General features: G+C 71.8%; 28 protein-coding genes. 22 read left to right on the top strand and 6 right to left on the bottom strand.

Going from position 1 to position 24654, the window contains the following annotated elements:
* Window positions 1-13: 13 nt before the first annotated feature.
* The 14 genes from sufD to ASG88_RS17115 all read left to right on the top strand — a co-directional run bounded on the left by sufD (window position 14) and on the right by ASG88_RS17115 (window position 10587).
* Window positions 14-1156: a Fe-S cluster assembly protein SufD gene (gene sufD, locus ASG88_RS17180; RefSeq protein WP_235534900.1), complete on the top strand. Its 1143-nt coding sequence runs from the start codon at window positions 14-16 to the stop codon at window positions 1154-1156.
* Window positions 1156-1503, top strand: coding sequence for a non-heme iron oxygenase ferredoxin subunit (locus tag ASG88_RS17175; RefSeq protein ID WP_056888678.1), 348 nt, complete (start codon window positions 1156-1158; stop codon window positions 1501-1503). The genes sufD and ASG88_RS17175 overlap by 1 nt, the downstream gene beginning before the upstream one ends.
* The gene (sufC, locus tag ASG88_RS17170) at window positions 1500-2261 is read left to right on the top strand and encodes a Fe-S cluster assembly ATPase SufC (RefSeq protein ID WP_056888677.1); all 762 of its coding nucleotides are present in this window, start codon (window positions 1500-1502) and stop codon (window positions 2259-2261) included. The genes ASG88_RS17175 and sufC overlap by 4 nt, the downstream gene beginning before the upstream one ends.
* A 44-nt stretch (window positions 2262-2305) precedes the next feature.
* Window positions 2306-3568 carry a cysteine desulfurase gene (locus tag ASG88_RS17165; RefSeq protein WP_056888676.1) on the top strand — a complete coding sequence of 421 codons (1263 nt, stop codon included), beginning with the start codon at window positions 2306-2308 and terminating at the stop codon, window positions 3566-3568.
* A complete protein-coding gene (gene sufU / locus ASG88_RS17160) occupies window positions 3568-4014 on the top strand; it encodes a Fe-S cluster assembly sulfur transfer protein SufU (protein ID WP_056888675.1) in 447 nt (148 codons plus the stop codon). Before ASG88_RS17165 ends, sufU begins: the two co-directional genes overlap by 1 nt.
* Window positions 4011-4403, top strand: a complete 393-nt coding sequence (locus tag ASG88_RS17155) for a metal-sulfur cluster assembly factor (RefSeq protein WP_056888674.1) — start codon at window positions 4011-4013, stop codon at window positions 4401-4403. Before sufU ends, ASG88_RS17155 begins: the two co-directional genes overlap by 4 nt.
* Window positions 4404-4527: 124 nt before the next feature.
* Window positions 4528-4821: a hypothetical protein gene (locus ASG88_RS17150; protein WP_056888673.1), complete on the top strand. Its 294-nt coding sequence runs from the start codon at window positions 4528-4530 to the stop codon at window positions 4819-4821.
* 2 nt (window positions 4822-4823) lie between these two features.
* Window positions 4824-5480 (top strand): hypothetical protein, encoded by a 657-nt coding sequence (locus ASG88_RS17145; protein WP_056888672.1) that lies wholly within the window; start codon window positions 4824-4826, stop codon window positions 5478-5480.
* A 98-nt stretch (window positions 5481-5578) separates the two neighbouring features.
* A complete protein-coding gene (locus ASG88_RS17140; RefSeq protein WP_056888671.1) occupies window positions 5579-5962 on the top strand; it encodes a hypothetical protein in 384 nt (127 codons plus the stop codon).
* A gap of 3 nt (window positions 5963-5965) precedes the next feature.
* Window positions 5966-6511 (top strand): NYN domain-containing protein, encoded by a 546-nt coding sequence (locus ASG88_RS17135; protein WP_056888670.1) that lies wholly within the window; start codon window positions 5966-5968, stop codon window positions 6509-6511.
* A 3-nt stretch (window positions 6512-6514) separates the two neighbouring features.
* Window positions 6515-7117 (top strand): acVLRF1 family peptidyl-tRNA hydrolase, encoded by a 603-nt coding sequence (locus ASG88_RS17130; RefSeq protein ID WP_056888669.1) that lies wholly within the window; start codon window positions 6515-6517, stop codon window positions 7115-7117.
* A gap of 77 nt (window positions 7118-7194) precedes the next feature.
* The gene (locus ASG88_RS17125) at window positions 7195-8100 is read left to right on the top strand and encodes an ATP-binding cassette domain-containing protein (RefSeq protein ID WP_056888668.1); all 906 of its coding nucleotides are present in this window, start codon (window positions 7195-7197) and stop codon (window positions 8098-8100) included.
* A complete protein-coding gene (locus ASG88_RS17120) occupies window positions 8097-9674 on the top strand; it encodes an ABC transporter permease (protein WP_056888667.1) in 1578 nt (525 codons plus the stop codon). Before ASG88_RS17125 ends, ASG88_RS17120 begins: the two co-directional genes overlap by 4 nt.
* 10 nt (window positions 9675-9684) lie before the next feature.
* Entirely contained in the window at window positions 9685-10587 is a 903-nt protein-coding gene (locus ASG88_RS17115) for a phosphotransferase (RefSeq protein WP_056888666.1), read from the top strand.
* A gap of 80 nt (window positions 10588-10667) precedes the next feature.
* On the opposite strand, the gene ASG88_RS17110 is transcribed toward ASG88_RS17115, so the two are convergent.
* Entirely contained in the window at window positions 10668-11603 is a 936-nt protein-coding gene (locus ASG88_RS17110; protein WP_056888665.1) for a neutral zinc metallopeptidase, read from the bottom strand.
* A 117-nt stretch (window positions 11604-11720) separates the two neighbouring features.
* Between ASG88_RS17110 and ASG88_RS17105 the strand changes: the two genes are divergently transcribed.
* From ASG88_RS17105 to ASG88_RS17095, 3 genes are all read left to right on the top strand, one after another.
* Window positions 11721-13319, top strand: coding sequence for an ABC-F family ATP-binding cassette domain-containing protein (locus ASG88_RS17105; protein ID WP_056888664.1), 1599 nt, complete (start codon window positions 11721-11723; stop codon window positions 13317-13319).
* A gap of 88 nt (window positions 13320-13407) precedes the next feature.
* Complete coding sequence (locus tag ASG88_RS17100) at window positions 13408-15294, top strand: ABC transporter ATP-binding protein (protein WP_235534899.1); 1887 nt, start codon at window positions 13408-13410, stop codon at window positions 15292-15294.
* A gap of 17 nt (window positions 15295-15311) precedes the next feature.
* Entirely contained in the window at window positions 15312-16067 is a 756-nt protein-coding gene (locus ASG88_RS17095; RefSeq protein ID WP_056888663.1) for an SDR family oxidoreductase, read from the top strand.
* Here ASG88_RS17095 and ASG88_RS22720 read toward each other — a convergent pair.
* Window positions 15953-16852: an SURF1 family protein gene (locus tag ASG88_RS22720; RefSeq protein ID WP_082600619.1), complete on the bottom strand. Its 900-nt coding sequence runs from the start codon at window positions 16850-16852 to the stop codon at window positions 15953-15955. The genes ASG88_RS17095 and ASG88_RS22720 overlap by 115 nt on opposite strands.
* 125 nt (window positions 16853-16977) lie before the next feature.
* On the opposite strand from ASG88_RS22720, the gene moaA reads away from it, so the two are divergent.
* Window positions 16978-17967, top strand: a complete 990-nt coding sequence (moaA, locus tag ASG88_RS17090; RefSeq protein WP_056888662.1) for a GTP 3',8-cyclase MoaA — start codon at window positions 16978-16980, stop codon at window positions 17965-17967.
* Between the two features lie 57 nt (window positions 17968-18024).
* Here the strand turns inward: moaA and ASG88_RS17085 are convergent, their stop codons facing one another.
* Together ASG88_RS17085 and ASG88_RS17080 are read right to left on the bottom strand one after the other, a co-directional pair.
* Complete coding sequence (locus ASG88_RS17085) at window positions 18025-18237, bottom strand: hypothetical protein (RefSeq protein ID WP_056888661.1); 213 nt, start codon at window positions 18235-18237, stop codon at window positions 18025-18027.
* Between the two features lie 159 nt (window positions 18238-18396).
* Window positions 18397-18699: a DUF3099 domain-containing protein gene (locus ASG88_RS17080; RefSeq protein WP_082600618.1), complete on the bottom strand. Its 303-nt coding sequence runs from the start codon at window positions 18697-18699 to the stop codon at window positions 18397-18399.
* An 85-nt stretch (window positions 18700-18784) separates the two neighbouring features.
* Here ASG88_RS17080 and ASG88_RS17075 point away from each other — a divergent pair, with 85 nt between their 5' ends.
* From ASG88_RS17075 to fabI, 3 genes are read left to right on the top strand one after another with little or no spacing between them, the layout of a single operon-like run.
* Window positions 18785-18997, top strand: coding sequence for a dodecin (locus ASG88_RS17075; RefSeq protein ID WP_056888659.1), 213 nt, complete (start codon window positions 18785-18787; stop codon window positions 18995-18997).
* A gap of 51 nt (window positions 18998-19048) precedes the next feature.
* Window positions 19049-19774 (top strand): beta-ketoacyl-ACP reductase, encoded by a 726-nt coding sequence (locus tag ASG88_RS17070; protein WP_056888658.1) that lies wholly within the window; start codon window positions 19049-19051, stop codon window positions 19772-19774.
* 22 nt (window positions 19775-19796) lie between these two features.
* The gene (gene fabI, locus ASG88_RS17065) at window positions 19797-20567 is read left to right on the top strand and encodes an enoyl-ACP reductase FabI (protein WP_056888657.1); all 771 of its coding nucleotides are present in this window, start codon (window positions 19797-19799) and stop codon (window positions 20565-20567) included.
* Between the two features lie 66 nt (window positions 20568-20633).
* Here the strand turns inward: fabI and ASG88_RS17060 are convergent, their stop codons facing one another.
* The gene (locus ASG88_RS17060) at window positions 20634-21110 is read right to left on the bottom strand and encodes a hypothetical protein (RefSeq protein WP_056888656.1); all 477 of its coding nucleotides are present in this window, start codon (window positions 21108-21110) and stop codon (window positions 20634-20636) included.
* Between the two features lie 177 nt (window positions 21111-21287).
* On the opposite strand from ASG88_RS17060, the gene ASG88_RS17055 reads away from it, so the two are divergent.
* Window positions 21288-22985 carry a Mur ligase family protein gene (locus tag ASG88_RS17055; protein WP_056888655.1) on the top strand — a complete coding sequence of 566 codons (1698 nt, stop codon included), beginning with the start codon at window positions 21288-21290 and terminating at the stop codon, window positions 22983-22985.
* 517 nt (window positions 22986-23502) lie between these two features.
* Here the strand turns inward: ASG88_RS17055 and ASG88_RS17050 are convergent.
* Window positions 23503-24654, bottom strand: a 1152-nt coding sequence (locus tag ASG88_RS17050) for an HNH endonuclease signature motif containing protein (protein ID WP_268791466.1), incomplete at its 5' end; no start/stop codon positions are given.

The raw sequence follows: 24654 nt of genomic DNA, 5'->3' as shown, positions 1-24654 counted from the left end.
GTCTGCCCTCGAGGTGGACAAGGTCGAGAGCCACCTGCACCCCGTGGGCTCGTTCGACGTCGCCGACCACGTGGTGCCCACAGGCCGCGAGGAGATCTGGCGCTTCACCCCGCTCAAGCGGCTCAAGGGCCTCCACGCGGACGCGGAGTTCCAGCCCAGCGCCACGACGTGCACCTGGAACACCCCCGCCGGCGTGCGCGTCGAGGGCGTGGACGGCGACGAGGCCCGATCGCTGCGAGGGGTGAGCGGCCTCGTGCCCAACACCCGCTTCGCGGCACGCGTGCTCGCCGAGGTGCCCTCGACCCTGCTCGTGGACGTGCCGGCCGACGCCGACGTCACCGAGCCGGTCGTCGTCGAGCTGTCCGGCCAGGACGCGGGCGTCACCGAGGCGGGCCACGTCGTGCTCCGCTTCGGGCGTCACTCCCGCGCCACCGTGGTGCTCAACCACACCGGCCACGCGTCGATGGCACAGGTCGTCGAGGTCGTCGTGGGCGACGGGGCCCAGGCCTCGGTCATCTCGCTGCAGGACTGGGAGGACGACGCCGTCCACCTCACGCACCACCAGACGCTGGTCGGCCGCGACGCGACGTACAAGCACGTGGCGGTCAGCTTCGGCGGCGACGTCGTCCGGATGGACGCCAACGTGACGTACGACGGTCCCGGCGGGTCCGCCGAGCTGCTGGGCCTCTACTTCGCGGACGCCGGCCAGCACATCGAGCACCGGCTCTTCGCCGACCACGACGCACCGCGCACCAAGAGCAACGTGATGTACAAGGGCGCGCTCCAGGGCCAGGGCGCCCACACCGTGTGGATCGGCAACGTCCTGATCCGCAAGGTCGCCGAGGGCATCGAGACCTACGAGGAGAACCGCAACCTCGTGCTCAGCGACGGCTGCCACGCCGACTCGGTCCCCAACCTGGAGATCGAGACCGGCGAGATCGAGGGGGCCGGCCACGCCAGCGCCACCGCCCGCTTCGACGACGAGCAGCTGTTCTACCTCCGCGCCCGCGGTATCGACGACAAGGAGGCCCGCCGCCTCGTCGTGCACGGCTTCTTCAACGACCTGATCCGCAAGATCGGCGTCCCCTCCATCGAGGACAGGCTGATGAGCACGGTCGAGGCCGAGCTCGCCAAGAACGTCCTCAAGGACCTCTGATGGCCTGGGTCAAGGCGTGCGCGCTCGCCGACGTCCCCACCGACGAGGCCCTCGCGGTCACCGTCGGGGCCTACGAGGTCGCGGTGGCCCGGGACGGCGACGAGGTCTTCGCGATCCAGGACCAGTGCTCGCACGCCGCCGTCGCCCTGAGCGAGGGCGAGGTCGAGGACTGCACCGTCGAGTGCTGGCTGCACGGCTCGCGCTTCGACCTCCGGACCGGCAAGCCGACCGGCCTGCCGGCCACCGAACCCGTAGCAACCTTCCCTGTAGACATCCGTGACGACGCGGGCAGCCTGGCTGTCTGGGTCGACACCGACACCACCCTGAACGGAGTCACCCCCGCATGAGCAAGCTCGAGATCAAGGACCTCCAGGTCACCGTCGACACCGAGGACGGTCCCAAGCAGATCCTCAAGGGCGTCACGCTGACGATCAACGACGGTGAGACCCACGCCATCATGGGCCCCAACGGGTCGGGCAAGTCGACGCTGGCCTACTCCATCGCCGGCCACCCGAAGTACACGATCACCGGCGGCACCGTGACCCTCGACGGTGAGGACGTCCTCGCGATGACGGTCGACGAGCGGGCCCGTGCCGGCCTGTTCCTCGCCATGCAGTACCCCGTCGAGGTCCCCGGCGTCTCGGTGTCCAACTTCCTGCGCACCGCCAAGACCGCCATCGACGGCGAGGCCCCCAAGCTCCGCACGTGGGTCAAGGACGTCAACGCGGCCCTCGAGCAGCTCAACCTGGACCCGTCGTTCGGCACCCGCAACGTCAACGAGGGCTTCTCCGGCGGTGAGAAGAAGCGCCACGAGATCGCCCAGCTCGAGCTGCTCGACCCCAAGGTCGCCATCCTCGACGAGACCGACTCCGGCCTCGACATCGACGCGCTGCGCGTCGTCAGCGACGGTGTCAACCGCTTCCGCGGCCAGGAGGGCAAGGGTGTCCTGCTGATCACCCACTACACCCGCATCCTGCGCTACATCACCCCCGACTTCGTGCACGTCTTCGTCGACGGCCGGATCGCCGAGCAGGGCGGCCCCGAGCTCGCAGATCGCCTCGAGGCCGAGGGGTACGACAAGTACACCAAGGCTGCCTCGGTCTGACCGACCACCGCCACCCCACGACGTACGACGAGAGGAGACCAGAGATGAGCATCCCGGGACTGCTTCCCGAGCTGGAGGTCATCCGCAAGGACTTCCCGATCCTCGAGCGCACGCTCGCGGACGGGTACCCGCTGGTCTACCTCGACAGCGCCAACACCTCGCAGAAGCCTCAGGTCGTCATCGACACGATGGTCGACCACCTCGAGCGCCACAACGCCAACGTCGCCCGCGCCATGCACCAGCTGGGCGCGGAGGCGTCGGAGGCCTTCGAGGCCGGGCGCGACAAGGTCGCGGCGTTCATCAAGGCGCCGAGCCGCGACGAGGTGATCTTCACCAAGAACGCCTCCGAGGCGCTCAACCTGGTCGCCAACACGCTCGCGTGGCGCGGTGACCTCCAGGTCGGCGAGGGCGACGAGGTCGTCATCACCGAGATGGAGCACCACTCCAACATCGTGCCGTGGCAGCTGCTCACCGAGCGCACCGGAGCGACGCTGCGGTGGTTCGGGCTGACCGACGACGGGCGGCTCGACCTGTCGAACATCGACGAGCTCATCACCGAGCGCACCAAGGTCGTCTCGCTGACCTGGGTGTCCAACATGCTCGGCACGATCAACCCGGTCCGCGAGATCGCGGACCGCGCCCACCAGGTCGGGGCGATCGTCGTGGTCGACGCGTCGCAGGCTGCGCCCCAGCTGCCGGTCGACGTCGTCGCCAGCGGTGCCGACGTGCTCGTCTTCACCGGCCACAAGGTGGTCGGGCCGACCGGCATCGGCGTCCTCTGGGGGCGTCGTGAGGTGCTCGAGCAGCTGCCGCCCTTCCTCGGTGGCGGCGAGATGATCGAGACGGTCCGCATGGAGCGCTCGACGTACGCCGGGATCCCGCACAAGTTCGAGGCCGGTACGCCGCCGATCGTCGAGGCCGTGGGCCTCGGCGCCGCCGTCGACTACCTCGACCACGTGGGGATGGACGCGATCCACGCTCACGAGCAGGCCATCACGGCGTACGCCCTCGAGGGCCTGCAGACCGTGCCCGGCCTGACCGTCATGGGTCCGCTCGACGCCGCCTCGCGGGGCGGCGCGATCTCCTTCGAGGTCGCCGGCGTGCACCCCCACGACGTGGCCCAGGTGCTCGACTCGCGCGGCATCGCCGTGCGGGCCGGACACCACTGCGCCAAGCCGGCGCACGCGCGCTTCGGCGTCCAGAGCTCGACCCGGATGTCGTCCTACCTCTACACGACCCCGGCCGAGATCGACGCGCTCGTCGAGGGGCTGCACCACACCCGTTCCTACTTCAAGCTGGATGCCTGATGGACCTCGACTCCCTCTACCAGGAGATCATCCTGGACCACTACAAGCACCCCCACCACGCGGGTCTGCGCGACCCGTTCGAGGCGGAGGTGCACCACGTCAACCCCACCTGCGGCGACGAGGTGACGCTGCGCGTCCACGTCGCCGACGGCGTGGTCGAGGACGTGTCGTACGACGCCCTGGGCTGCTCGATCTCGCAGGCGTCCACCTCCGTGATGACTGACCTCCTCATCGGCAAGCGCGTCGACGAGGCCATGACGATCCACCAGACGTTCCTGGAGCTGATGCAGGGCAAGGGACAGGTCGAGCCCGACGAGGACGTCCTCGAGGACGGCATCGCGTTCGCCGGAGTCGCCAAGTTCCCCGCCCGCGTCAAGTGCGCCCTCCTCTCCTGGATGGCGTGGAAGGACGCGACCGCACAGAGTCTCGACAAGGAGAAGGCATGACCAACGACAGCACCGGTGCTCCCGCACACGTCCCCGACCACGGTGACCTCCCCGACGTACCGGCCGCCGGCGGCACCACCACGGTCACGATCGACGACGTGACCGAGGCGATGAAGGACGTCGTCGACCCCGAGCTCGGCATCAACGTCGTGGACCTCGGCCTGGTCTACGGCGTGCACGTCGACGAGGGCAGCAACGCCGTCATCGACATGACCCTGACCTCGGCGGCCTGCCCGCTCACCGACGTGATCATGGACCAGACGCAGTCCGCGCTCGAGGGCATCGTCAACGACGTGGCCATCAACTGGGTCTGGATGCCGCCGTGGGGCCCGGACAAGATCACCGACGACGGCCGCGAGCAGCTGCGCGCGCTGGGCTTCAACGTCTGACGGAGCCTCGACGGCGTCGTGTCCGGACCCTGACCCGGCGCGACGTCTGGTCCGGTGACTCGGGTGGCACGATCGCACGCATGAGCTCTCGGGGACGACCGCGCTGCTGACGACGCTGGCCGTCGTGCTGGTCGGAGCGTGCGGCGCCGACCGGCCGGACCTGGACGAGGACGCGGGCTGGCGCACCTCTCGCGCCCCCGTCGGCACGGGTGGCCTCGTGTGGGCCGCGGGGTCGACCGTCCACCTGGCCGACGGCACGTCGATCGACGTGGGGGGACCGGTCCGCGCCTTCGTCGTCGCCGGGGACGGCGTGTTCTTCGTCCCCGCGGAGTCCGCCGACGACATCGGCTCGGCACAGTTCGCGGACGCCGAGCTCATGTTCTCGGCGCCCGGGCGCCTCCGACCGACACCGGGCTGACGGTGGCCGGCGCCGGCCTGGCGGCCTCGCCCGACGGGGAGAGCCTCGCCGTCCTCGATGCCGACCTCGACACCGGTGAGGCCACCATGCGGCTGTTCGACCTCGTGTCGGGCAAGCAGGTCGCCTCCGACGACGGGATGGACACCTCCGACATCGAGGACTCCGTGGACCACCTCCTCGAGTCGGAGGTCGAGATCCTCGGCATCTCCGACGACGAGGTCGCAGCCCGCGTCGTCAACGGCGACTACGCCTACGACCTCGCCACCGGCGCGGGACGTCCGCTCGACGACGAGCCGGCACCGGGGGAGGCCGGCGACCCGTTGGTCAGCCCGGACGGTCGCGCGCGGATCCGCCAGCGGGACGCTCTCCGCGACGTCGTCGTCGTGGAGCAGGGGGACGAGGTCGTCCCACGGGCGGGCACGGCCCGCTGGACGCTCGTGCGATGGGTGGACGACGACACCGTGCTCGGCGTGGCCATCGACGGGCCGGGGCGCGGGCAGGAGATCGGTCCGGGGGACACCCTGACCCTGATGACGTGCGCGCTGCCGTCGGGTGACTGCCGTGAGGTGCCGGGCACCACGGGGGAGCGGGTCGTGCTCCCGCTCGGCACCCGGCCCACCACGGTCATCGGGCTCGAGCCCGCCGGAGGCTCGGCATGACCGTGCGTGCTGCGCTCCACCGCGCAGGACCGCGCGGCCACACCGCCGCCGGGGTCGACGTCGCCTGCGGGACCGTGACACCCGGCTAGGGTTCGGGCATGAGCGACGCCGACATGACCGTGTCCGAGCCGGACCACCCCGAGGTCCGGGCCTTCTGGGACGTCGCCCGCGTCCACGCCAAGCTCAACGCCGCGTCGTCGTACTTCGGTCCGACACCGCTGGAGTCGGTGCCGCCGCCGGCCTGGTCGTACGGCGACTCGCCGGCCGAGGCGGGGGAGTTCGTCGCCGCCGCGCTCGAGGACGAGGGTGGCTCGACGACCGCACAGCTCGCCGACTACGACGGCATGCTGCCCGAGGAGGGCGTCCTGTCGATCCTCTGCGACGGCGAGGGGCGACCGCGGGCACTCGTCGAGACCACCACGGTGGCCGTCGACGGCGACGAGGTGCGCGAGCAGTTCCGCGTCGTCTACCAGGGCGACTGACCCGTGTCGGAGCGCACGACCTACCTCCTCGTCGACGGCGAGAACATCGACGCGACCCTGGGTGGCTCGATCCTCGGCCGTCGTCCCCGTCCCGAGGAGCGGCCCCGCTGGGACCGGCTTCTGGAGTGGACCGAGCGCGCGTTCGACCAGGACGTCACCGGACTCTTCTTCCTCGCGGCCGGGACGGAGCTGCCGACGACGTTCGTCCAGGCCCTGATCGCGATCGGCTTCCGGCCCGTGCCGCTCAGCGGCGCCGGCAAGGTGGTCGACATCGCCATCCAGCGCACGGCCGACGCGCTCGTCGACCGTGACGCCGACGTCGTGCTGGTCAGCCACGACGGTGACTTCGTGGAGCAGGTGTCCCGCCTGTGCGACGGCAGCCGCCAGGTCGGCGTGGTCGGCTTCAACGAGTTCGTCAACGGGGCGTTCCGCGGGCTGCCCGGCTTGCGCATCATCGACCTCGAGCACGACGTGGGCGCCTTCACCGCACCGCTCCCGCGTGTGCGCGTCATCCCCATCGACGAGTTCGACCCGCTCGACTTCCTCTGAGCCGTGCCTGTCGTCCTGGTCCCTCCCGCCCGCCTCGAGCGCTGGGTCGTCAACTTCGAGGCCCGGCACGGGGCGACGTCCTACGCCGTCGAGGACGGGGGGCTGCGCGGCGACGCCGCCGATGGATCGTCGTTCGTGGCCCGTCCGCCCTTCGCTGCGACGTACGACGCCGTGCCCGACGTCGGCGCCCTGCTCGCGGCGTGCGGGCCCCCCGGCCGGTGGGGGGTGCTGCTCGTCCGCAAGGGCGGGTTCGCGGTGGCCCGGATGGAGGGGACACGGATGGTCGAGCACAAGATCGGCCAGCGCCACGTGCAGGGTCGGACCAAGGCCGGTGGCCAGAGCCAGCAGCGCTTCGCGCGCCGGCGCGACAACCAGGCCCGCCAGGCCTACGAGGCCGCCGCCGACCGCGCGGCGCGGATCCTGCGCCCGGGCGTGCTCGTGACCGGCGGGGACCGGACGGCGGTGGACGAGGTGCTGACCGACGCCCGGCTGTCCGGGATGCGGGTCGTCGAGCCGTGGCTGGCGGTGCCCGACCCCCGGCGCGCGGTCCTCGACCAGGCGATCGCCGACGCGCAGTCGCTCTGCGTCGACGTCACCAACGCCTGAGGCGTCGGGTCGTGCGCCGCTCCTGACGGGTCTTTCGTCCCTCCCCGACGTCCGGCGCCGCGCCTAGTCTGGGGGTCGTGGCTGATCCCATCGAGATCTCCGGTCTGGTCAAGACGTTCGGACACCTTCGTGCCCTGGACGGCCTCGACCTCGACGTGGCGCAGGGCGAGATCCACGGCTTCCTCGGACCCAACGGCTCGGGCAAGTCCACCACCATCCGGGTGCTGCTCGGGATGCTGCGCAAGGACGGGGGAGAGGTCCGGCTGTTCGGCAGCGATCCGTGGGCGGACGCGGCCGACCTGCACCGTCGGCTGGCCTACGTCCCCGGGGAGGTCAACCTCTGGCCCGCCCTGACCGGCGGTGAGGTCATCGACCTCCTCGGCCGGCTGCGGGGAGGCCTCGACGAACGGCGCCGGGCCGACCTGTTGGAGCGCTTCGAGCTCGACCCGACCAAGAAGGGGCGGGCCTACTCCAAGGGCAACCGTCAGAAGGTCGCCCTCGTGGCCGCGCTCTCCAGCGACGTCGAGCTCCTCGTCCTCGACGAGCCCACCACCGGGCTGGACCCGCTGATGGAGTCGGTGTTCCAGGAGTGCGTCGACGACTTCCGTGACAGCGGGCGCACGGTGCTGCTCTCCAGCCACATCCTGGCCGAGGTGGAGAGGCTGTGCGACCGGGTGAGCATCATCCGTGCCGGACAGCGGGTCGAGACCGGCACGTTGACCGAGCTGCGGCACCTGACCCGCACCTCGGTGGCGGCCGAGACCGTGCGGCCGGTCGCCGGTCTCGAGGCCCTGCCCGGCGTGCACGACCTCGAGATCGACGGTCGCCGGGCCTTCTTCGAGGTCGACACCGCGGTGCTCGGCGACGCGCTGGGGATGATCCAGCAGGCGGGCGTCGCGTCCCTGACGGCCACGCCTCCCACGCTGGAGCAGCTCTTCCTGCGCCACTACGGCGACCACGCGGACCACGAGCCGGCGTCGTGACCGGGACTGGGACGCTGCTGCGGCACTTCCTGTGGCGGGACCGCTGGATGCTGCTGTGGTGGTCGTCGGGCACCATGCTCCTCTACTGGTCGCAGGCCGTGAGCGTGAAGGGCCTGTACGCCACGCAGGCCGAGTTCGACGCTGCCGCGGCCAGCATGGAGGGCAACGCCGCCCTCATCTCCATGGCCGGCCCCGCCCGCGCGCTCAACACGGTCGGGGGACAGGTGTCGTGGCAGGCGACCGCCTTCGGTGCGATCGTCGTGGGCCTCATGTCGATGTTCCTCGTCGTGCGCCACACACGGGCGGAGGAGGAGTCGGGTCGCGACGAGCTGCTGCGCGCCTCCTCCATCGGTCGCGCAGCACCGACGCTGGCCGCCGTCCTGGTGGCCCTGGTCGCCAACCTGCTCGCCGGCGCCCTCGTGGCGGCCAGCCTCGTGGCCGTGCCGCTCGCCGTCGCCGACTCGGTCGCCCTGGGCGCCGGCCTCGCCGCGGTCGGAGCCGTGTTCACCGGCACGGCGCTCCTCGCAGCCCAGCTCACCAGCGGTGCGCGCGCGGCGTACGGGCTGGCGGGCGCCGTCATCGCGATCGCCTACCTGCTGCGCGCCATCGGGGACGTCGGCACCCCCTTCCTCACGTGGATGTCGCCGATCGGCTGGTACCAGGGCATGTACGCGTTCTCGGGGCTCAGGTGGTGGCCGATGCTGCTGCTGGTGGCCGGGGCCGCCCTGGCGCTCGCGGTCGCGCTGTGGGTGTTCGGGCGCCGGGACTTCGGCGCCGGCGTCGTGGCCACGCGCCCGGGACCAGCGAACGCCTCGCCCGGGCTCGCGTCGGGCTGGGGGCTCGCCTGGCGCCTCCAGCGGGGTGCCGTCATCGGCTGGACCACGGGCATGGCACTGATGGGCCTCGCCTACGGCTCGATGGGCTCGGACGTCGGTGACCTGATCGGCGACAGCGAGCTCAGTCGCGAGATGTTCGAGCGGGGCGCCGGAGGCCTCGTGGACGGCTTCTACGCGACCGCGATCGTGCTGCTCGCGCTCATGTCGTGCGGCTTCGCCGTCAGCAGTGCCCTGCGGCCCCGCCAGGACGAGGCGGAGGGGAGGGTGGAGAGCCTGCTGGCGACGGGGTTGTCCCGCGCCCGCTGGCTCGTCGGACAGGTCGCGGTCACCGTGGTCGGGACGGTGCTCGTCGTGGTGGCCGCGGGAGGCGGGCTCGGCGTCGGCTACGCGCTGGCCGCCGACGACGGTGGCGCCGTGCTCGACTACACGCTGGCGGCGCTGCCGTACGTCGTCCCGGTGCTCGTCACCAGCGCGGTGGCCCGGCTGCTGTACGGGATCTCCCCGCGGCTGGCCTCGCTGGCGTGGGTCGTGCTGGGTTACGCGGTGGTCGTGCTGATGTTCGGGGAGCTCTTCTCGATCCCCGACGGGCTGCAGGCGCTGTCCCCCTTCGAGCACATGGCGCTGGTGCCGGCCGAGGACTTCAGGTGGGCACCGGTCCTCGGCCTCGCCACGGTGGCCGCCGTGCTGAGCGCCGCCGGTGTCGCGGCGTTCACCCGCCGCGACGTCGAGGTCCGCTAGCGTCCTCGCCATGTGGCAGCCCGAGCCCGGTTGGCAGCGACTCCCGGGCGCCGGCCCGTCGACGTTCGGCGTGTGGTCCGCCGTCGAGGCCGGCCGCGAGGTGGTGGCCAAGCGCTTCGCCGCCCCCGAGCCGCCCGACCCGGCCGGTCTGAGCGACCCGCGGGACACCGGCTACTGGCGGCGTGCCGCGGACGTCGCGCTGTCGGGCGTCGTACGCCGCACGCCCGGGCTCCGCGAGGCGCCCGTCGTCCGTGTCGAGGAGGACGAGGACGGCGTGACGGTGGTGCACGAGCGGGTGGCGGGCGAGGCACCGGGCGGGCTCTTCATCGCCCACTGCCTCGGGCGTTTCGCCGGGGCCGACCTCGGCGACGAGCCGTGGCTGGCCAGCGGTCAGCTGCGCACCCGGCTCGGCCTCGTCGAGCGTCGCGGGGGATGGCGCACCCTCGCGCGCACGCCGACGGCCGACATCGCCGAGCACCTGTGGAGCAGGCGGGACTCGTGGCTCGCCCGCTGCGACGACCTGCCTCGCGTCGCCCAGCACGGGGACCCGGTCGGCGCCAACGTGCCGGTGCGCGACGGCAGCGATGCGGTGGCCATCGACTGGTCGCACCTCGGGACGGGCCCGGTGGGTGCCGACCTCGGCTACCTGTCACTGTCCTCGCGCGAGGGGTTCGAGACGTTGCTCGACGCCTACCTCGACGGCCTGCCGGAGAGCTTCGCGACCCGGGAGCAGGCCGAGCTCGGCGCCCAGGTGACCGCCGTCTACACCGCCCTCACCCGGGTCGACTGGGCCCTCGGCCGGGTCGCCGACGGGGAGGGTGCCCTCGCCGGCAAGTTCCGCCACCCCGCGGTCGCGCCGTACATCGTCGCCATGCAGCGCCAGGTGACCCAGATCGAGGCCCTGCTCGGGTGAGTCGCGGTAGTCCGTGACGAAGGGACCCCGGATCTCGTGATCCAGGGGTCCGACCGTCACGGACTACCCCGAGAGGCGGCTCAGAGCTCGGTGGCGGCGAACGTGTCGCACGCCTCCAACGAGCCTTCCTCGAAGCCGACCATGAACCAGCGCATGCGCTGCTCCGACGACCCGTGGGTCCAGCCCTCGGGGTCGACACGCTGGCCGGACTTCTGCTGGATCCGGTCGTCGCCGACGGTCTTGGCCGAGTCGATGGCCTCGTCGATGTCGCCCTGGTCGAGGTCGAGGAGGATGCCGTCACCGTCGCTGGCGTCACGCGTCCACATGCCGGCGTAGCAGTCGGCCTGCAGCTCGAGCCGCACGGCGTCGGACTCGGGGCCCTGCTGGGTGCGGACCTGGCCCATGGTGCCGAGCAGGTTCTGGATGTGGTGCCCGTACTCGTGGGCGAGGACGTAGGGCTCGACGAAGTCGCCGCCCTGGCCGCCGAGCTGTCCCTCGAGGACGTCGGAGAAGAAGGTGGTGTCGAGGTAGATCTGCTGGTCGGCCGGGCAGTAGAACGGGCCGACCTGGGAGGTGGCCTGGCCGCAGCCGGTGTTGACGCCGCCGCTGAAGGTGATGGTCTGGGCGGGGACGAGCTCGGTGCCGCCCTGCTCGGGCAGCGTGGCCGCCCAGTACTGCTCGAGGGACAGGAGGACGGCCTTGCGGGCGCAGTCCGCGTCGTCCTCGGCGTCCGCGCCGGTCCTGCAGTTGGCGTAGCGCTCGCTGTCCTGGTCGAGGCCCGACGGGTTGCCGCCCTGGCCGGTCGGGTCGATGCCCGTGCCGCCGCCCCCGCCGCCGCCCATGCACTGGGTGAGCACGAGGAACAGGATGATCACCAGCACCCCGCCGATGCCGCCGCCGGCCTTGGTGCCACCGGGCATCGGGATGCGCATGCCACCGCCTCCGCCGCCACCGCCGCCACGCCCGGCGTCGCCGACGCGACCTCCGCTGATGTCAGCCTTCGGGTTGAACCGCATGTGGGTGCGCCTTTCGGTGGAGCAGGAGGGTCGGGGGGCAGGCTAACGCGCCGTCGCCCGATCGTGCGTCACCGCCGATTCCTAGGGGTGGGTCCTTCCTCCGTACACTCGGGACCGATGATCACCGCCCAGCAGCTCGAGGTCCGCGCGGGCGCTCGCCTCCTCATGGAGAACGTCTCGTTCCGCATCGCCGCAGGCGACAAGGTCGGCCTCGTCGGCCGCAACGGCGCCGGCAAGACGACCCTCACCAAGATCCTCGCCGGCGAGGCCCAGCCGGCCTCCGGCACCGTCCTCACCAGTGGTGAGGTCGGCTACCTCCCGCAGGACCCCCGGATCGGCAACCCCGAGGTCCTGGCCCGCGAGCGGATCCTGTCCGCACGCGGTCTCGACGACGTCGTACGCCGCCTGCGCGACGCCGAGGTCGAGATGGCCGACGAGGACCCCGCCGTCCACGAGCGCGGGATGAAGCGGTGGGCCCGCGCCGACGCCGAGCTGCACGCCGGCGGCGGGTATGCGGCCGAGTCCGAGGCCGCCCAGATCGCCAGCAGCCTCGGCATCGAGGCGCGGCTGCTCGAGCAGCCCCTCAAGACGCTGTCCGGTGGCCAGCGCCGCCGCGTGGAGCTCGCCCGCATCCTGTTCTCCGGCGCCGAGACCCTGCTCCTCGACGAGCCCACCAACCACCTCGACGCCGACTCCATCGTGTGGCTGCGCGGCTTCCTCTCCTCCCACCGCGGCGGCCTGATCGTGATCAGCCACGACAACGCCCTGCTCGAGGCGACCGTCAACAAGGTCATGCACCTCGACGCCAACCGCGGCGTCATCGACGTCTACAACATGGGGTGGAAGAACTACCTCACCCAGCGCGAGACCGACGAGCGGCGCCGCAAGCGGGAGCGGGCCAACGCCGAGAGCAAGGCCAAGACCCTCACCGACCAGGCCAACAAGATGCGGGCCAAGGCGTCCAAGGCGACCGCCGCCCAGTCGATGCTCAAGCGCGCCGAGAAGATGGTCTCGAGCCTCGAGGGCGAGCGGGCCTCCGACAAGGTGGCGCGGATCAAGTTCCCCGCCCCCGCCTCGTGCGGCAAGACCCCGATCACCGCCGAGGAGCTGTCCAAGTCCTACGGCTCGCTGGAGGTCTTCACCGACGTCGACCTCGCCGTCGACCGCGGGTCGCGCGTGGTGATCCTGGGCCTCAACGGTGCCGGCAAGACCACGATGCTGCGGATCCTCGCCGGCGTCGACGAGGCCGACACCGGTCGCGTGCTGCCCGGACACGGGCTCAAGGTCGGCTACTACGCCCAGGAGCACGAGACCCTCGACACGGGTCGCACCGTCCTGGAGAACATGCAGTCGGCCGCCCCCCAGCTCACGGACAGCGAGGCGCGCAGCGTGCTCGGGTCGTTCCTCTTCTCCGGCGACGACGCCCACAAGTCCGCGTCGGTGCTCTCGGGTGGCGAGAAGACCCGCCTGGCCCTGGCCGCCCTGGTCGTCTCCAGCGCCAACGTGCTGCTGCTCGACGAGCCCACCAACAACCTCGACCCGGCGTCGCGGGAAGAAGTGCTGGCCGCGATCCGTTCCTACGAAGGAGCGATCATCCTCGTCACCCACGACGAGGGGGCCGTGCGGGCCCTCGAGCCCGACCGGGTGCTGCTGCTCCCCGACGGGGACGAGGACCTGTGGAACGAGGGCTACCTCGACCTGGTGTCGCTCGCCTGACCCGGAGCACCGCCGACTTGTCCTCGTGTGGACATGAAGTCCTAGCCTCCCGATCGGGACGTGCCCCTGCAGGACCTGAGGAGGTCGGATGTCGATGATGAGCCCCGGTGGGCGTGGAGCGGTCTTCCGCCACATGCGCACCGACAGGTCCGAGGTCCCGCGTGGCGTCAGCCGCGAGACCGTACGCCGGGTGCTGTCGTTCGCGCGCCCGCACCGCGGCCTCATCACCGTCTTCCTGCTGCTGACCGTGGTCGACGCCTGCCTCGTGGTCGTCAACCCGCTGCTCGTGCAGCGCCTGGTGGACGACGGCATCACCGCCGGCAACGGTTCGCTGGTCACCCTGCTCGCGCTCGCGATGGCCGGCGTGGCGATCGTCAGCGCAGCCCTCGCGGTGGTCGCCGGCTGGTTCTCCTCGCGGATCGGAGAGGGCCTCATCTTCGACCTCCGCACCCAGGTCTTCGGCCACGTGCAGCGGCAGAGCCTGGCCTTCTTCACCCGCACCCAGACCGGTGCCCTCGTGTCGCGGCTCAACAACGACGTGATCGGCGCCCAGCGCGCCTTCACGTCCACCCTGTCGAGCACGGTGTCCAACTCGATCTCGGTCGTGGTGGTCGGCATCGCGATGCTGGCGCTGAGCTGGCAGGTGACCCTGCTGTGCCTGATGCTCTTCCCCATCCTGCTGATCACCTCGCGGATCGTCGGCACCAAGCTGGCCGGGCTGACCCGCGACCAGATGGACGGCAACGCCGACCTCGGCAACGCGATGACCGAGCGCTTCAACGTGGGCGGCGCGATGCTGCTCAAGCTCTTCGGCCGCCGCACCGAGGAGGACGTCGTCTTCGCCCAGAAGGCGGGCGTCGTGCGCGACCTTGGGGTGCGGATCTCGCTCATCACCCGGATCTTCGGCGCCTCCATGATGCTCGTCCCGGCGCTGGCCACCGCCCTGGTCTACGGCGTCGGCGGTCACCTCGCCATCCAGGACGAGCTGACCGTGGGCACGCTGTTCGCACTGGCGACGCTGCTCCTGCGCCTGCTCGGGCCGCTCCAGGGACTCTCCAATGTGCGCATCGACGTGATGACCGCGCTGGTCAGCTTCGAGCGGGTCTTCGAGGTGCTCGACCTGCCCTCGCTGGTCGCCGAGAAGCCCGGCGCGACCGTGCTGCCTCGCTCCGCCTCGCGGCTGGAGTTCGACGACGTGTCCTTCCGCTACCCCAGCGCCGACGAGGTGTCCCTGGCGTCGCTGGAGAAGGTCGCCCGGGTCGAGTCCCGCGACAACGGCGAGGTGCTGAGCGGCGTCTCGTTCACCGCGGAGCCCGGCCAGATGGTTGCCCTCGTCGGCCCGTCGGGCGCCGGCAAGACGACCGTCACGCACCTGGTCGCCCGGTTGTACGACGCCACGTCCGGCGCCGTGCGCGTCGGCGGCCAGGACGTCCGCGACGTCACCCTGGAGTCGCTGGAGGACGCGGTCGGCTACGTCACCCAGGACGCCCACATGTTCCACGACACGATCCGGGCCAACCTCGTCTACGCCCGCCCCGGTGCCACGGACGACGAGATATGGGCGGCGCTCGAGGCGGCGCAGGTGGGCACCCTGGCGCGGAGCCTGCCCGACGGCCTCGACACCGTGGTCGGCGACCGCGGCTACCGGCTCTCCGGAGGCGAGCGGCAGCGGCTGGCGATCGCCCGGTTGCTGCTCAAGTCCCCGTCGATCGTGGTCCTCGACGAGGCCACCGCGCACCTCGACAGCGAGTCGGAGGCCGCCGTGCAGCGCGCCCTCGACGCGGCCCTGGAGGAGCGCACCTCCCTCGTCATCGCGCACCGGCTCTCGACCGTGCGCAACGCCGACCAGATCCTCGTGCTCGAGGACGGCCGTGTCGTGCAGTCCGGCACGCACACGTCGCTGCTCGCCGAGGGTGGCCTGTACGCCGACCTGTACGCCACGCAGTTCCGGGAGGACGCGGCGCAGGTCGGGTGACTGGCTAGGGTCGGGGGATGGACCTGCTGCTCTCGGACCGTGTCTACGTCGTCACCGGTGGAGCGCGCGGCCTGGGCCGCGCCACCGCCGACTGCCTGGTCGCCGAGGGGGCCCGGGTGGTGCTGTCCGGGCGCTCGGCGGAGTCACTGGAGTCCGCCGCCGCCGACCTCGGCGAGGCGGCCACCACGGTCGAGGCCGACAACGCGGATCCCGCCACGCCGGCCCGGCTGGTCGCGGCCGCCCACGAGCGCTGGGGGCGCCTCGACGGTGCCCTGATCTCGGTCGGGGGGCCGCCCAAGGGTCCGGTCACCGCCATGACCGACGAGCAGTGGACCGCCGCCTTCGGATCGGTCTTCCTCGGCGCCGTGCGGCTGGCCCGCGAGCTCGGCTCCGCGCTGGGCGACGGCGGGTCACTGGCCCTGGTCCTGAGCTCGAGCGTGCGGGTGCCGTTGGCCGACATGGCCATCTCCAACGGCCTGCGTCCCGGGCTGGCGATGGTCGCCAAGACCCTCGCCGACGAGCTCGGCCCCCGCGGGGTGCGGGTCAACGGGCTGCTCCCGGGCCGGGTGGCCACCGACCGGGTCGCCGAGCTGGACGAGCTGTCCGGCGACGCCGCCGCGGCACGGGCCGCCGCCGAGGCGACGATCCCGCTGGGGCGTTACGGCGAGCCGGAGGAGTTCGGCCGGGCCGCGGCCTTCCTGCTGTCGCCGGCGGCGTCCTTCGTGACCGGGGTCATGCTGCCGGTCGACGGGGGCATGCTCCGCTCGCTCTGACCGCCGGTCTCCGCATTCGCTCCGGCGGCCGGCTGCCGACGCGAGCCGCGCACCGGCCCACGGCCGCCGCGCGACTCGTCGTACACGAGGTAGGCGAAGCCGAAGAGCGCCAGGGCTCCGAAGAACCACCACTGCAGGCCGTAGAAGAAGTGCGGACCGTTGTCGAGGTCGGGGAGCTGGGCGGGGGCCAGGGCCTGCTCGGGCTCGGGCGACTCCGAGCGGAGGTCGACGAAGCCCTCCAAGACCTCCCGGTCGATCGCCGGGCCGATCTCGGCGCTGCTGATCGCGCGGGTGGAGAAGTCGGTGACCGCGGCGCTGTCGCCCGCGGCGTCGGCACGCACCCAGCCCTCGATCTCCACCTCGCCGGCCGGGGGAGCGGGCACGTCGTCGGGAGTGGTGCCGCGGTTGTCGGTCGCGAACCAGCCCCGGTCCACCAGCAGGCTCGTGCCGTCGGCCAGCACCAGCGGGACCACGACGTCCACGCCTGCCGCCCCGTCGCGGGTGCGGTAGCGGACGACGACGGTGGAGTCGACGTCGTACGTGCCGGTCGCGGTCACCCGGGTCCACTCCTCGTCGGACGACACCGGGGCGTCGATGCCCAGCACGTCGGTGACGGGCACCGGTGCCTGGGTCTCGTTGCGCTCGATGATCGCGTTGCGGTCCTTGCGGTCCTCGAGGCGGTGGAACTGCCACTCCCCGAGGCGCCACGCCACCCAGGCGAGCGCGAGGACGGTCAGCAGGAAGAGCACCCAGCGTCTGCTGAGCAGGAACCGGAACCGTCGCACGACTCGAGGCTATCCGGCGACCCCGCACGCGCCGTCGGCGACCTCGCCCGTCCCCACCCCTCCGGACGGGCGAGTGACGGCCCTCCCGCACCCCCACCACCTAGACTGTCGTGGTGACGACTCGGATGCTCCCGCTCGCAGACGACTACGGTCGTGTCGCGACCGACCTGCGCGTCTCCCTGACCGACCGCTGCAACCTGCGGTGCTCCTACTGCATGCCGGCGGAGGGCCTCGACTGGTTGCCCGACGACCAGACGCTGACCGACGACGAGGTCGTCCGGCTGATCACCATCGCCGTACGCCGCCTCGGCGTGCAGGAGGTGCGGTTCACCGGCGGTGAGCCGCTCGTACGCCGCGGGCTGGTCGACATCGTGCGCCGCACCCACGCCCTCGGCGGCGTCGAGACGTCGCTGACCACCAACGCCCTGGGCCTGCAGCGCAACGCCCAGGCGCTGCGTGACGCCGGGCTCGACCGCATCAACGTCAGCCTCGACAGCGTCCGTCGCGAGACCTTCCACGTGGTGACCCGCCGGGACCGGCTGGACGACGTCATCGCCGGTCTCGAGGCTGCCCGGGCCGCCGGGCTGGGGCCGCTCAAGCTCAACGCGGTCCTGCTGCGCGGGCTCAACGACGACCAGGCGCCCGAGCTGCTGGCCTGGGCGATCGAGCGGGGCTACGACCTGCGCTTCATCGAGCAGATGCCGCTGGACGCGCAGCACGGCTGGAGCCGCGCCGAGATGATCACGGCGGACGAGATCTACGACGCGCTCAGCGCCGAGTTCGACCTCACGCCGCACGGCGCGCCGCGGGGGAGTGCCCCGGCCGAGCTGTTCGACGTGGACGGCGGTCCGGCGACGGTCGGCATCATCGCCTCGGTGACGCGTCCGTTCTGCGGGGACTGCGACCGGGTCCGCCTCACCGCCGACGGACAGGTGCGCAACTGCCTGTTCGCCCGCGACGAGTCCGACCTGCGCGCCGCCATGCGCGCGGGCGCCACCGACGAGGAGCTCGCGCAGCGCTGGGTGACCGCGATGGCGGGCAAGCTGCCGGGCCACGGGATCAACGACCCGTCGTTCCTCCAGCCCGACCGGCCGATGTCGGCCATCGGGGGCTGACGGAGCGGCGTCGGCGGGTCCGCTGACGTGGGTCGGGCGAGACGCTCGACCGAAGAACTAGATCGATCCGTGGCTCGGGTGCGCGACGACGTCCTTGAGGAATCCGCGCGCCCCGAGGAAGTCACCCAGGGTCGTCCGGTGCTCGTCGCAGGCCAGCCACGTCTTGCGGCGCTCGGGCGTGTGCAGCTTGGGGTTGTTCCAGAGCAGCGCCCAGGTGGCGGGGGCCGTGCATCCCTTGGCGGAGCAGATGTCGGGGAGCTCGTCGCTCAACCTCGGTCCATCCTCTCGACGTCCGGGACGGCCGGAAATGAGGGCGGTGCCGGACAGCCACGGGGGAAGCCGTCCGGCACCGCCGGTGCCACCTCAGACGGGGGATGCTGGGTGGCGAAGTTGATTCTTGCACGACGCAACGGCAAAACCAACAACCGGTTACGGGCGTGTGGCGGACGGTGGGAGCTCCCGCGTGCTGGGCGCGCCACGCAGCTCGAAGCTGTCGTCCTTGCGGGTCTCGGGGTTGGCCATGACGACCGCCACGTAGGGCAGGAGGACCGCTCCCGCCACCAGCACCCAGCGCAGCCAGCCCGGCCCGACGGCGACCGCGCCGATGAAGCAGAGGGTGCGGATCGACATCGAGATGACGTAGCGCTTCTGCCTGGCCGCGATGTCCGCGTGGTGGCTCGACGCCGCGGTCGTGATGCGCACAGGAGTGCTCTGATCCTCGCGGCGGGCCATGCATTCACTGTACGTCGCACCCCCAACGCAGGGCCGTGCGTCGCTAGGCTCCGGAGGACCGTCCGTACGCACCCCAGGAGGACCCGTGTCCAACCGCACCTACCGCGTCACCGAGATCGTCGGCACCTCGCCCGACGGCGTCGACCAGGCCATCCGCAACGGCATCGAGCGGGCCGGCAAGACCCTGCGCCACATCGACTGGTTCGAGGTGACCCAGATCCGCGGCCAGGCCAAGGACGGCCAGGTCGAGCACGTCCAGGTCGGCATGAAGGTCGGCTTCCGGCTCGAGGACGAGTGAGACGGCGAGGTCTTTTCGCGTACCCCGGGGTAATCACTAGCGTCGACCAGCATGAGTGACGACACGCGCCCCGAGCCCCGTTCCGTGCTGGTGACGGGCGGCAACCGCGGCATCGGCCGCGCCATCGCGGAGGCCTTCATCGCCCAGGGCGACAAGGTCGCCGTGACCACGCGCAGCGGGGGTGCGCCCGAGGGGGCGCTCGACGTCCGCTGCGACATCACCGACCCGGAGGCCGTGGAGACCGCGTTCAAGACCATCGAGGAGGCCCACGGGCCCGTCGAGGTGCTGGTCGCCAACGCGGGGATCACCGCCGACACGCTGGTGCTCCGCATGTCGGAGGAGCAGTGGTCGAGCGTCATCGACACCAACCTCACCGGCTCCTTCCGGCTGGCCAAGCGGGCCGCCAAGGGCATGCTGCGGCTGCGGCGGGGCCGGATCATCTTCATCTCCTCGGTCGTCGGGCTGCTCGGTTCGGCCGGCCAGGTCAACTACGCCGCCTCCAAGGCCGGTCTCGTGGGCATGGCCCGCTCGCTGGCCCGCGAGCTGGGGTCGCGCTCGATCACCGCCAACGTGGTCTCGCCCGGCTTCGTCGAGACCGACATGACCGACGTGCTCACCGACGAGCAGAAGCAGGCCATCAAGACCCAGGTGCCACTGGGCCGCTACGCCACCCCCGAGGAGGTCGCCGGCGCCGTCACGTGGCTGGCGTCCGGCTCGGCGGCGTACGTCACCGGGGCAGTCATCCCGGTCGACGGCGGCCTCGGCATGGGCCACTGAACGAGCGAGAGGGAATCTGACAATGGGACTTCTGGACGGCAAGCGGATCCTCGTGGCGGGCGTGACGATGGACTCCTCCATCGGCTTCGCCACGGCCAAGGTGGCGCAGGAGCAGGGCGCCACGGTGCTCATCTCCAACTTCGGGCGGGCGCTGGGCATCACCAAGCGGATCGCCAAGCGGCTCCCGACCGAGCCGCCGGTGCTCGAGCTCGACGTCACCGACGAGGACCACCTCGCCGGCCTGGCCGACCAGGTGCGCGAGCACGTGGACGGCCTCGACGGGGTGGTGCACTCGATCGCCTACGGCAACCCGGCGACGCTGCTCGGCGGCAAGTTCATGGAGGGACCGTGGGACGACGTCGCCCAGGCGGTGCAGGTCTCGGCCTACTCGCTCAAGTCCCTCGCCACCGCCACCCGGCCGCTCATGTCGCGGGGCGGCTCCATCGTGGGCCTCACGTTCGACGCGACGTCGGCCTGGCCGGCGTACGACTGGATGGGCGTCGCCAAGGCGGCGCTGGAGAGCACGTCGCGGTACGTCGCACGCGACCTGGGCCCCGAGGGCATCCGCTGCAACCTCGTCTCCGCCGGTCCGCTCAAGACGCTGGCGGCCAAGGCGATCCCCGGCTTCGAGGACCTCGAGACCTCGTGGAAGGACCGCGCCCCGCTCGGCTGGGACGAGACCGACCAGGTCCCGACCGCGCAGGCCGTGTGCGCCCTGCTGAGCGACTTCTTCCCGGCCACCACCGGCGAGATCGTCCACGTCGACGGCGGCTTCCACGCGATGGGGCTCTGACCACCACCCCCACACGTGAGCACGGGTGGTGCCCCGGTCGAGCCGGAGCACCACCCGTGGCCGTGATCAGTTGAGCGGGCAGCCCAGGTTGTTGTCCATGTCGAGCCGGCTGGCCAGATCGAGCATCGTGGCGCGGTCGCCGCTGGCGTACGCCGCGTTGACGGTGTCGACGAGCGGCGGACGGCCGTCCAGGCCGACCTTGTCGCGACGCCACGGGTAGCCGAGGCCCTCGTGGGCCGCGTTGAGGTAGGCCGCGGCCGCGGCCCGTGCCAGGTTGCCCGCGGCGCCGTCGACGCCCGGTCCACCCTTGGCGGAGAGCGCCTGCAGGAACGTGAGGCCACCCACGGCCGTCGGTGCGGCGGAGGTGTAGACGACCCCGAACAGGCGCTCGGTCTTCATCTCCTCCCAGTTGTCCGTGTGGTTCTTCCAGTAGCCGGGCGTGCAGCCCTCGTAGCCGATCTCGACGGCGTTCGCGCTGGGTGCGGCGACGAACGTCGTGAGAGCAGCGAGCGCCATGGCGATGGCGACGATGATCTTCCTCATGGATGTGCGGTCCCTTCGGTTGCTGTGGGCGCGAGACGCAGGACGTCCCCCCGAGCGGCCACGGCCCCGACCTGGGGCCTGCCCTTGGAGCATCCGCCCGGCCGGGTCCCGGCACATCTCCGAATCTGGGTATGTGCGGACATCGGGTGGTGTGACTGGCTTCGGTAGCGTGCGCGGGTGAACTCTCTCGTCGAGCTCCGGGTCCTGGAGGGCCCGAACCTCTACTTCCCCCGCGCCGCCATCAAACTGACCCTCGACGTGACCACGATCGTCGAGGCGTCGGACGAGACCGCGTTGCGCTTCGCACGCCGGATCGGGCTGCGGAGCACTCGTCCGGGCGCCCCGGGCAGCGGTTTCCGGCAGCGGTTCGCGATGCGTGCGGTGGAGAGGCTCGTGCGGGCGATCGCTGCCGAGTCGGGTACGACGCGGCTCGCCGTACGGGTCCGACCGACCAGCGACCCGGACCGGCTCGTCGTCGCGTTCCCGTGGCGGCACCGGGGTCGGGCCGAGTCCCTGGGGCGAGCCGTCGCCGACGCGCTCGACGCGCTGCCCACCCCCGACCTGGAGGCCGCTGTCAGCGCCGCCGCCGAGACCGTCGCGGCGGCCGAGCCGGGGGACGGGCCGACGACGCTGACCCCACGGGTGCCGGTCGTCGCGGTGACGGGGACCAACGGCAAGACCACCACGAGCCGGATGATCGCCCACATCGCGCGCGCCCACGGGCTCCTCACCGGCTGGTCGAACACCGACGGCGTCTACATCGACGGCGAGCTCGTCGAGGCCGGCGACTACTCGGGGCCGAGCGGCGCAGGGCGCGTCCTGGCCCACCCGCAGGTCCAGCTGGCGGTGACCGAGACCGCACGTGGCGGCATCCTGCTCAAGGGCATCGGCCTGCGGCACAACGACGTCTCGGTGGTCACCAACGTCACCGCGGACCACCTGGGGCTCCAGGGCATCGACACCGTCGACCAGCTCGCCGAGGTCAAGTCGGTCGTCCCCCAGATCACCCGCAAGGACGGCTGGGCGGTGCTCAACGCCGACGACCCGCGGGTGCTGGCGATGCGGTCGGTGACCAAGGCCAGGCCGTGGGTCTTCTCCCGCGACCCCGACTCGCCGGCCATCCGTGAGGTGCTCGGCAGCGGAGGCCGGGCCACCACCGTCATCGACGGGTGGGTGACCGTGCTCCGGCCGGGCGCCGACCCGGAGCCGCTCGTCGAGCTGGTCGACGTACCCATGACCCTCGCCGGTCTGTCCCGCTTCAACGTCGAGAACTCGCTCGCCGCCACCTCTGCAGCGCTGGCCATCGGCCTGCCGGCCGAGGCCGTCGTCGAGGGGTTGCGGTCGTTCCTTCCGGACGCCGAGCACAACCCGGGCCGGATGAACTTCTTCACGCTGCCGGTCGACGGCGACCACCTCTCGGTGGTCATGGACCTCGCCCACAACGAGGCCGGGCTGGAGGCCCTGCTCGAGATCATGGGCGGCGTACGACGCCCCGGCGCACGCCTCCTGCTCGGCCTCGGTGCGGTCGGCGACCGCACCGACGAGCTGATCGACGCCCTGGGGGAGATCGGCGCCAAGGGCAGCGACGTCGTGGCGATCGGGCACAAGGAGCACTACCTCCGCGGTCGCACGATGGACGAGATCGACCAGCTGCTGCGTGCGGGGGCGGCCCGCGTCGGTGTCGAGGACATCGAGACCCACCGGACCGAGGTCGACTGCCTGGCTGCCCTCGTCGCGCAGGCGCGCCCCGGGGACGTCGTGGGTCTCATGTGCCACGCGGAGCGCGAAGAGGTCTACGACTGGATCGCCTCTCACGGTGGTACGCCGGACACGCCCGAGCAGCTGGCCGCCAAGGTGCGGGCCGCCTCGGTGTGACCTTCGCTGGTCGTCTCCACGCGGGCTCAGCCGCCTGCCGTCGGGCGCAGGGGAGCGGAGGAGCGCTGCTGTCGCGAGAGGCGGCTGGTGCTCGTCGGCGGGTGTGCGTGGAAGCACCACTCGGCGTGCCGCTCCGGTGCCGTTGCGCACACTCAATGGGGCGCTGCTGCCGCGAGAGGCGGCTGGTGCTCGTCGGCGGGTGTGCGTGGAAGCACCACTCGGCGTGCCGCTCCGGTGCCGTTGCGCACACTCGATGGAGCGCTGTCGTGCCTGAGTGTCTTTCCGCACGCACCGCGTAACACCGGGCGGTCGGTGACGAGCTGACCAGTCCGCGCCTGAGGCTTCGTCCAGTGTCCCAGTGGCGAGCTGCCCCGGACATGCCTGTGGCCCTGCCGGTGGTGAGCTGTCCGGACGTGGCTGTGGCCCTGCGGGTGTCCTCGCGGCAGGTCGGGGCGAGTGTCCCGGACGCGCCGGCGCCCCCGCCGATGGTGCGTTGGCGGGGTCCGGGGCGTGGTGGTCAGAGGTCGGGCGGGTGTGCGTCCGGCGGGTCGTCCGGATCCGAGCTCGGGTGGCGGGGCGGCGTGTCGTCGTGGTCCGGCGTGTCGGTGCCGTCGCGCGGGGACGGGATCCCGGGCTCGGGCCAGGCGCGGCCGATCGGCTGGCTGCCGGTGTGGTCGCGGAGGTAGGTGTGGCCGAGCGGGCTGGTCCAGACGAACACCCCGGGTTCGGTCATCTCGTAGCGCCACCTGCCCCGTGTCTTGAGGCGGTGGTGCCGCCTGCAGAGCGGGGCGAGGTTGTCGGTCGCCGTCGGACCACCGTCCTCGGGCTTTTCGTGGTTGTAGGGGATGACGTGGTCGAGGTCGCAGAGCCTGGCGTTGCGGCCGCACCACGGGAAGACGCACGTGCCGTCGCGGACGATGACGTGCTGACGGATCTCGGGGGTGGGTCTGTAGCCCTGGCACTCCAACCGCTCCCGGAGGTCGATGACCCGGGTGACGACCACCTGCACGTCGGGTCGCCCGCACCAGGCCCGGATCTGGTCCACCGACAACAGACGTTGGCCGGCCTGCTCGATCCGCCCACACAACGCCTCATCCGACGCATCCGGGTTGTCGAAGTGGGTGATCGCGTCCGCCGAGAGGTGGGCATACAGGTGGATCTGCGTCACCGGCTTCGAAGGCCTCGAGGACGCCGTGGGTTTCGAGGCTCGCTGCGCTCGCACCTCAACCCCCGAGGTGTCGTCCGCGTCGGGATCGTCGAAGCCGATGGTGAACTGGTGCCGGGCCAGGTCGCCCAGCGCCGTGGCCCGGCGGCCGTCGGCGGTGTCGGTGGACCCGAGGTTCGCCAGGTGCTCGGCCCCGCTCGTGACGGCTTCGGCCAGCGCGAGGGCGTCGGGGATCTCCAGGTCGGCCTCGAGGTGCATGGTCCCGTCGAACGAGGCCTGCTCGGTGTCGAAGGTGACGTGCCGCTTGTCCGCCGAATCGTCCAGTGACTTCTGGACCGTGTCGGGCATGAACCGGACCCGGGCCTCGTCGACCACGCGGSSCAGCTGCGACGGCGTGAGCCGGGAGGCGCACCAGAACACCTGCTCGTCGACGTGAGTCGCGGCCTCGAGGGTGAGGGCGAGGGTGGTCTGCGCGATGATCCGCGCCCGCCACCCCGCCACCAA

Origin of the sequence: Nocardioides sp. Soil777 (assembly GCF_001428425.1) — a bacterium.
Taxonomy (GTDB): domain Bacteria; phylum Actinomycetota; class Actinomycetes; order Propionibacteriales; family Nocardioidaceae; genus Nocardioides; species Nocardioides terrigena.
This window is presented reverse-complemented; position numbering and strand designations above follow the sequence as displayed.

Excerpts from the sequence above, each read along its gene's own strand:
- ASG88_RS17060 (WP_056888656.1), bottom strand. The coding sequence starts at position 21,110 with ATGAGGAAGATCATCGTCGCCATCGCCATGGCGCTCGCTGCTCTCACG.
- ASG88_RS17115 (WP_056888666.1), top strand. The coding sequence starts at position 9,685 with ATGTGGCAGCCCGAGCCCGGTTGGCAGCGACTCCCGGGCGCCGGCCCG.
- ASG88_RS17105 (WP_056888664.1), top strand. The coding sequence starts at position 11,721 with ATGATCACCGCCCAGCAGCTCGAGGTCCGCGCGGGCGCTCGCCTCCTC.
- ASG88_RS17100 (WP_235534899.1), top strand. The coding sequence starts at position 13,408 with ATGTCGATGATGAGCCCCGGTGGGCGTGGAGCGGTCTTCCGCCACATG.
- ASG88_RS17110 (WP_056888665.1), bottom strand. The coding sequence starts at position 11,603 with ATGCGGTTCAACCCGAAGGCTGACATCAGCGGAGGTCGCGTCGGCGAC.
- sufU (WP_056888675.1), top strand. The coding sequence starts at position 3,568 with ATGGACCTCGACTCCCTCTACCAGGAGATCATCCTGGACCACTACAAG.
- ASG88_RS17080 (WP_082600618.1), bottom strand. The coding sequence starts at position 18,699 with ATGGCCCGCCGCGAGGATCAGAGCACTCCTGTGCGCATCACGACCGCG.
- ASG88_RS17155 (WP_056888674.1), top strand. The coding sequence starts at position 4,011 with ATGACCAACGACAGCACCGGTGCTCCCGCACACGTCCCCGACCACGGT.
- ASG88_RS17165 (WP_056888676.1), top strand. The coding sequence starts at position 2,306 with ATGAGCATCCCGGGACTGCTTCCCGAGCTGGAGGTCATCCGCAAGGAC.
- ASG88_RS17070 (WP_056888658.1), top strand. The coding sequence starts at position 19,049 with ATGAGTGACGACACGCGCCCCGAGCCCCGTTCCGTGCTGGTGACGGGC.
- moaA (WP_056888662.1), top strand. The coding sequence starts at position 16,978 with ATGCTCCCGCTCGCAGACGACTACGGTCGTGTCGCGACCGACCTGCGC.
- ASG88_RS17095 (WP_056888663.1), top strand. The coding sequence starts at position 15,312 with ATGGACCTGCTGCTCTCGGACCGTGTCTACGTCGTCACCGGTGGAGCG.
- fabI (WP_056888657.1), top strand. The coding sequence starts at position 19,797 with ATGGGACTTCTGGACGGCAAGCGGATCCTCGTGGCGGGCGTGACGATG.
- sufC (WP_056888677.1), top strand. The coding sequence starts at position 1,500 with ATGAGCAAGCTCGAGATCAAGGACCTCCAGGTCACCGTCGACACCGAG.
- ASG88_RS17175 (WP_056888678.1), top strand. The coding sequence starts at position 1,156 with ATGGCCTGGGTCAAGGCGTGCGCGCTCGCCGACGTCCCCACCGACGAG.
- ASG88_RS17140 (WP_056888671.1), top strand. The coding sequence starts at position 5,579 with ATGAGCGACGCCGACATGACCGTGTCCGAGCCGGACCACCCCGAGGTC.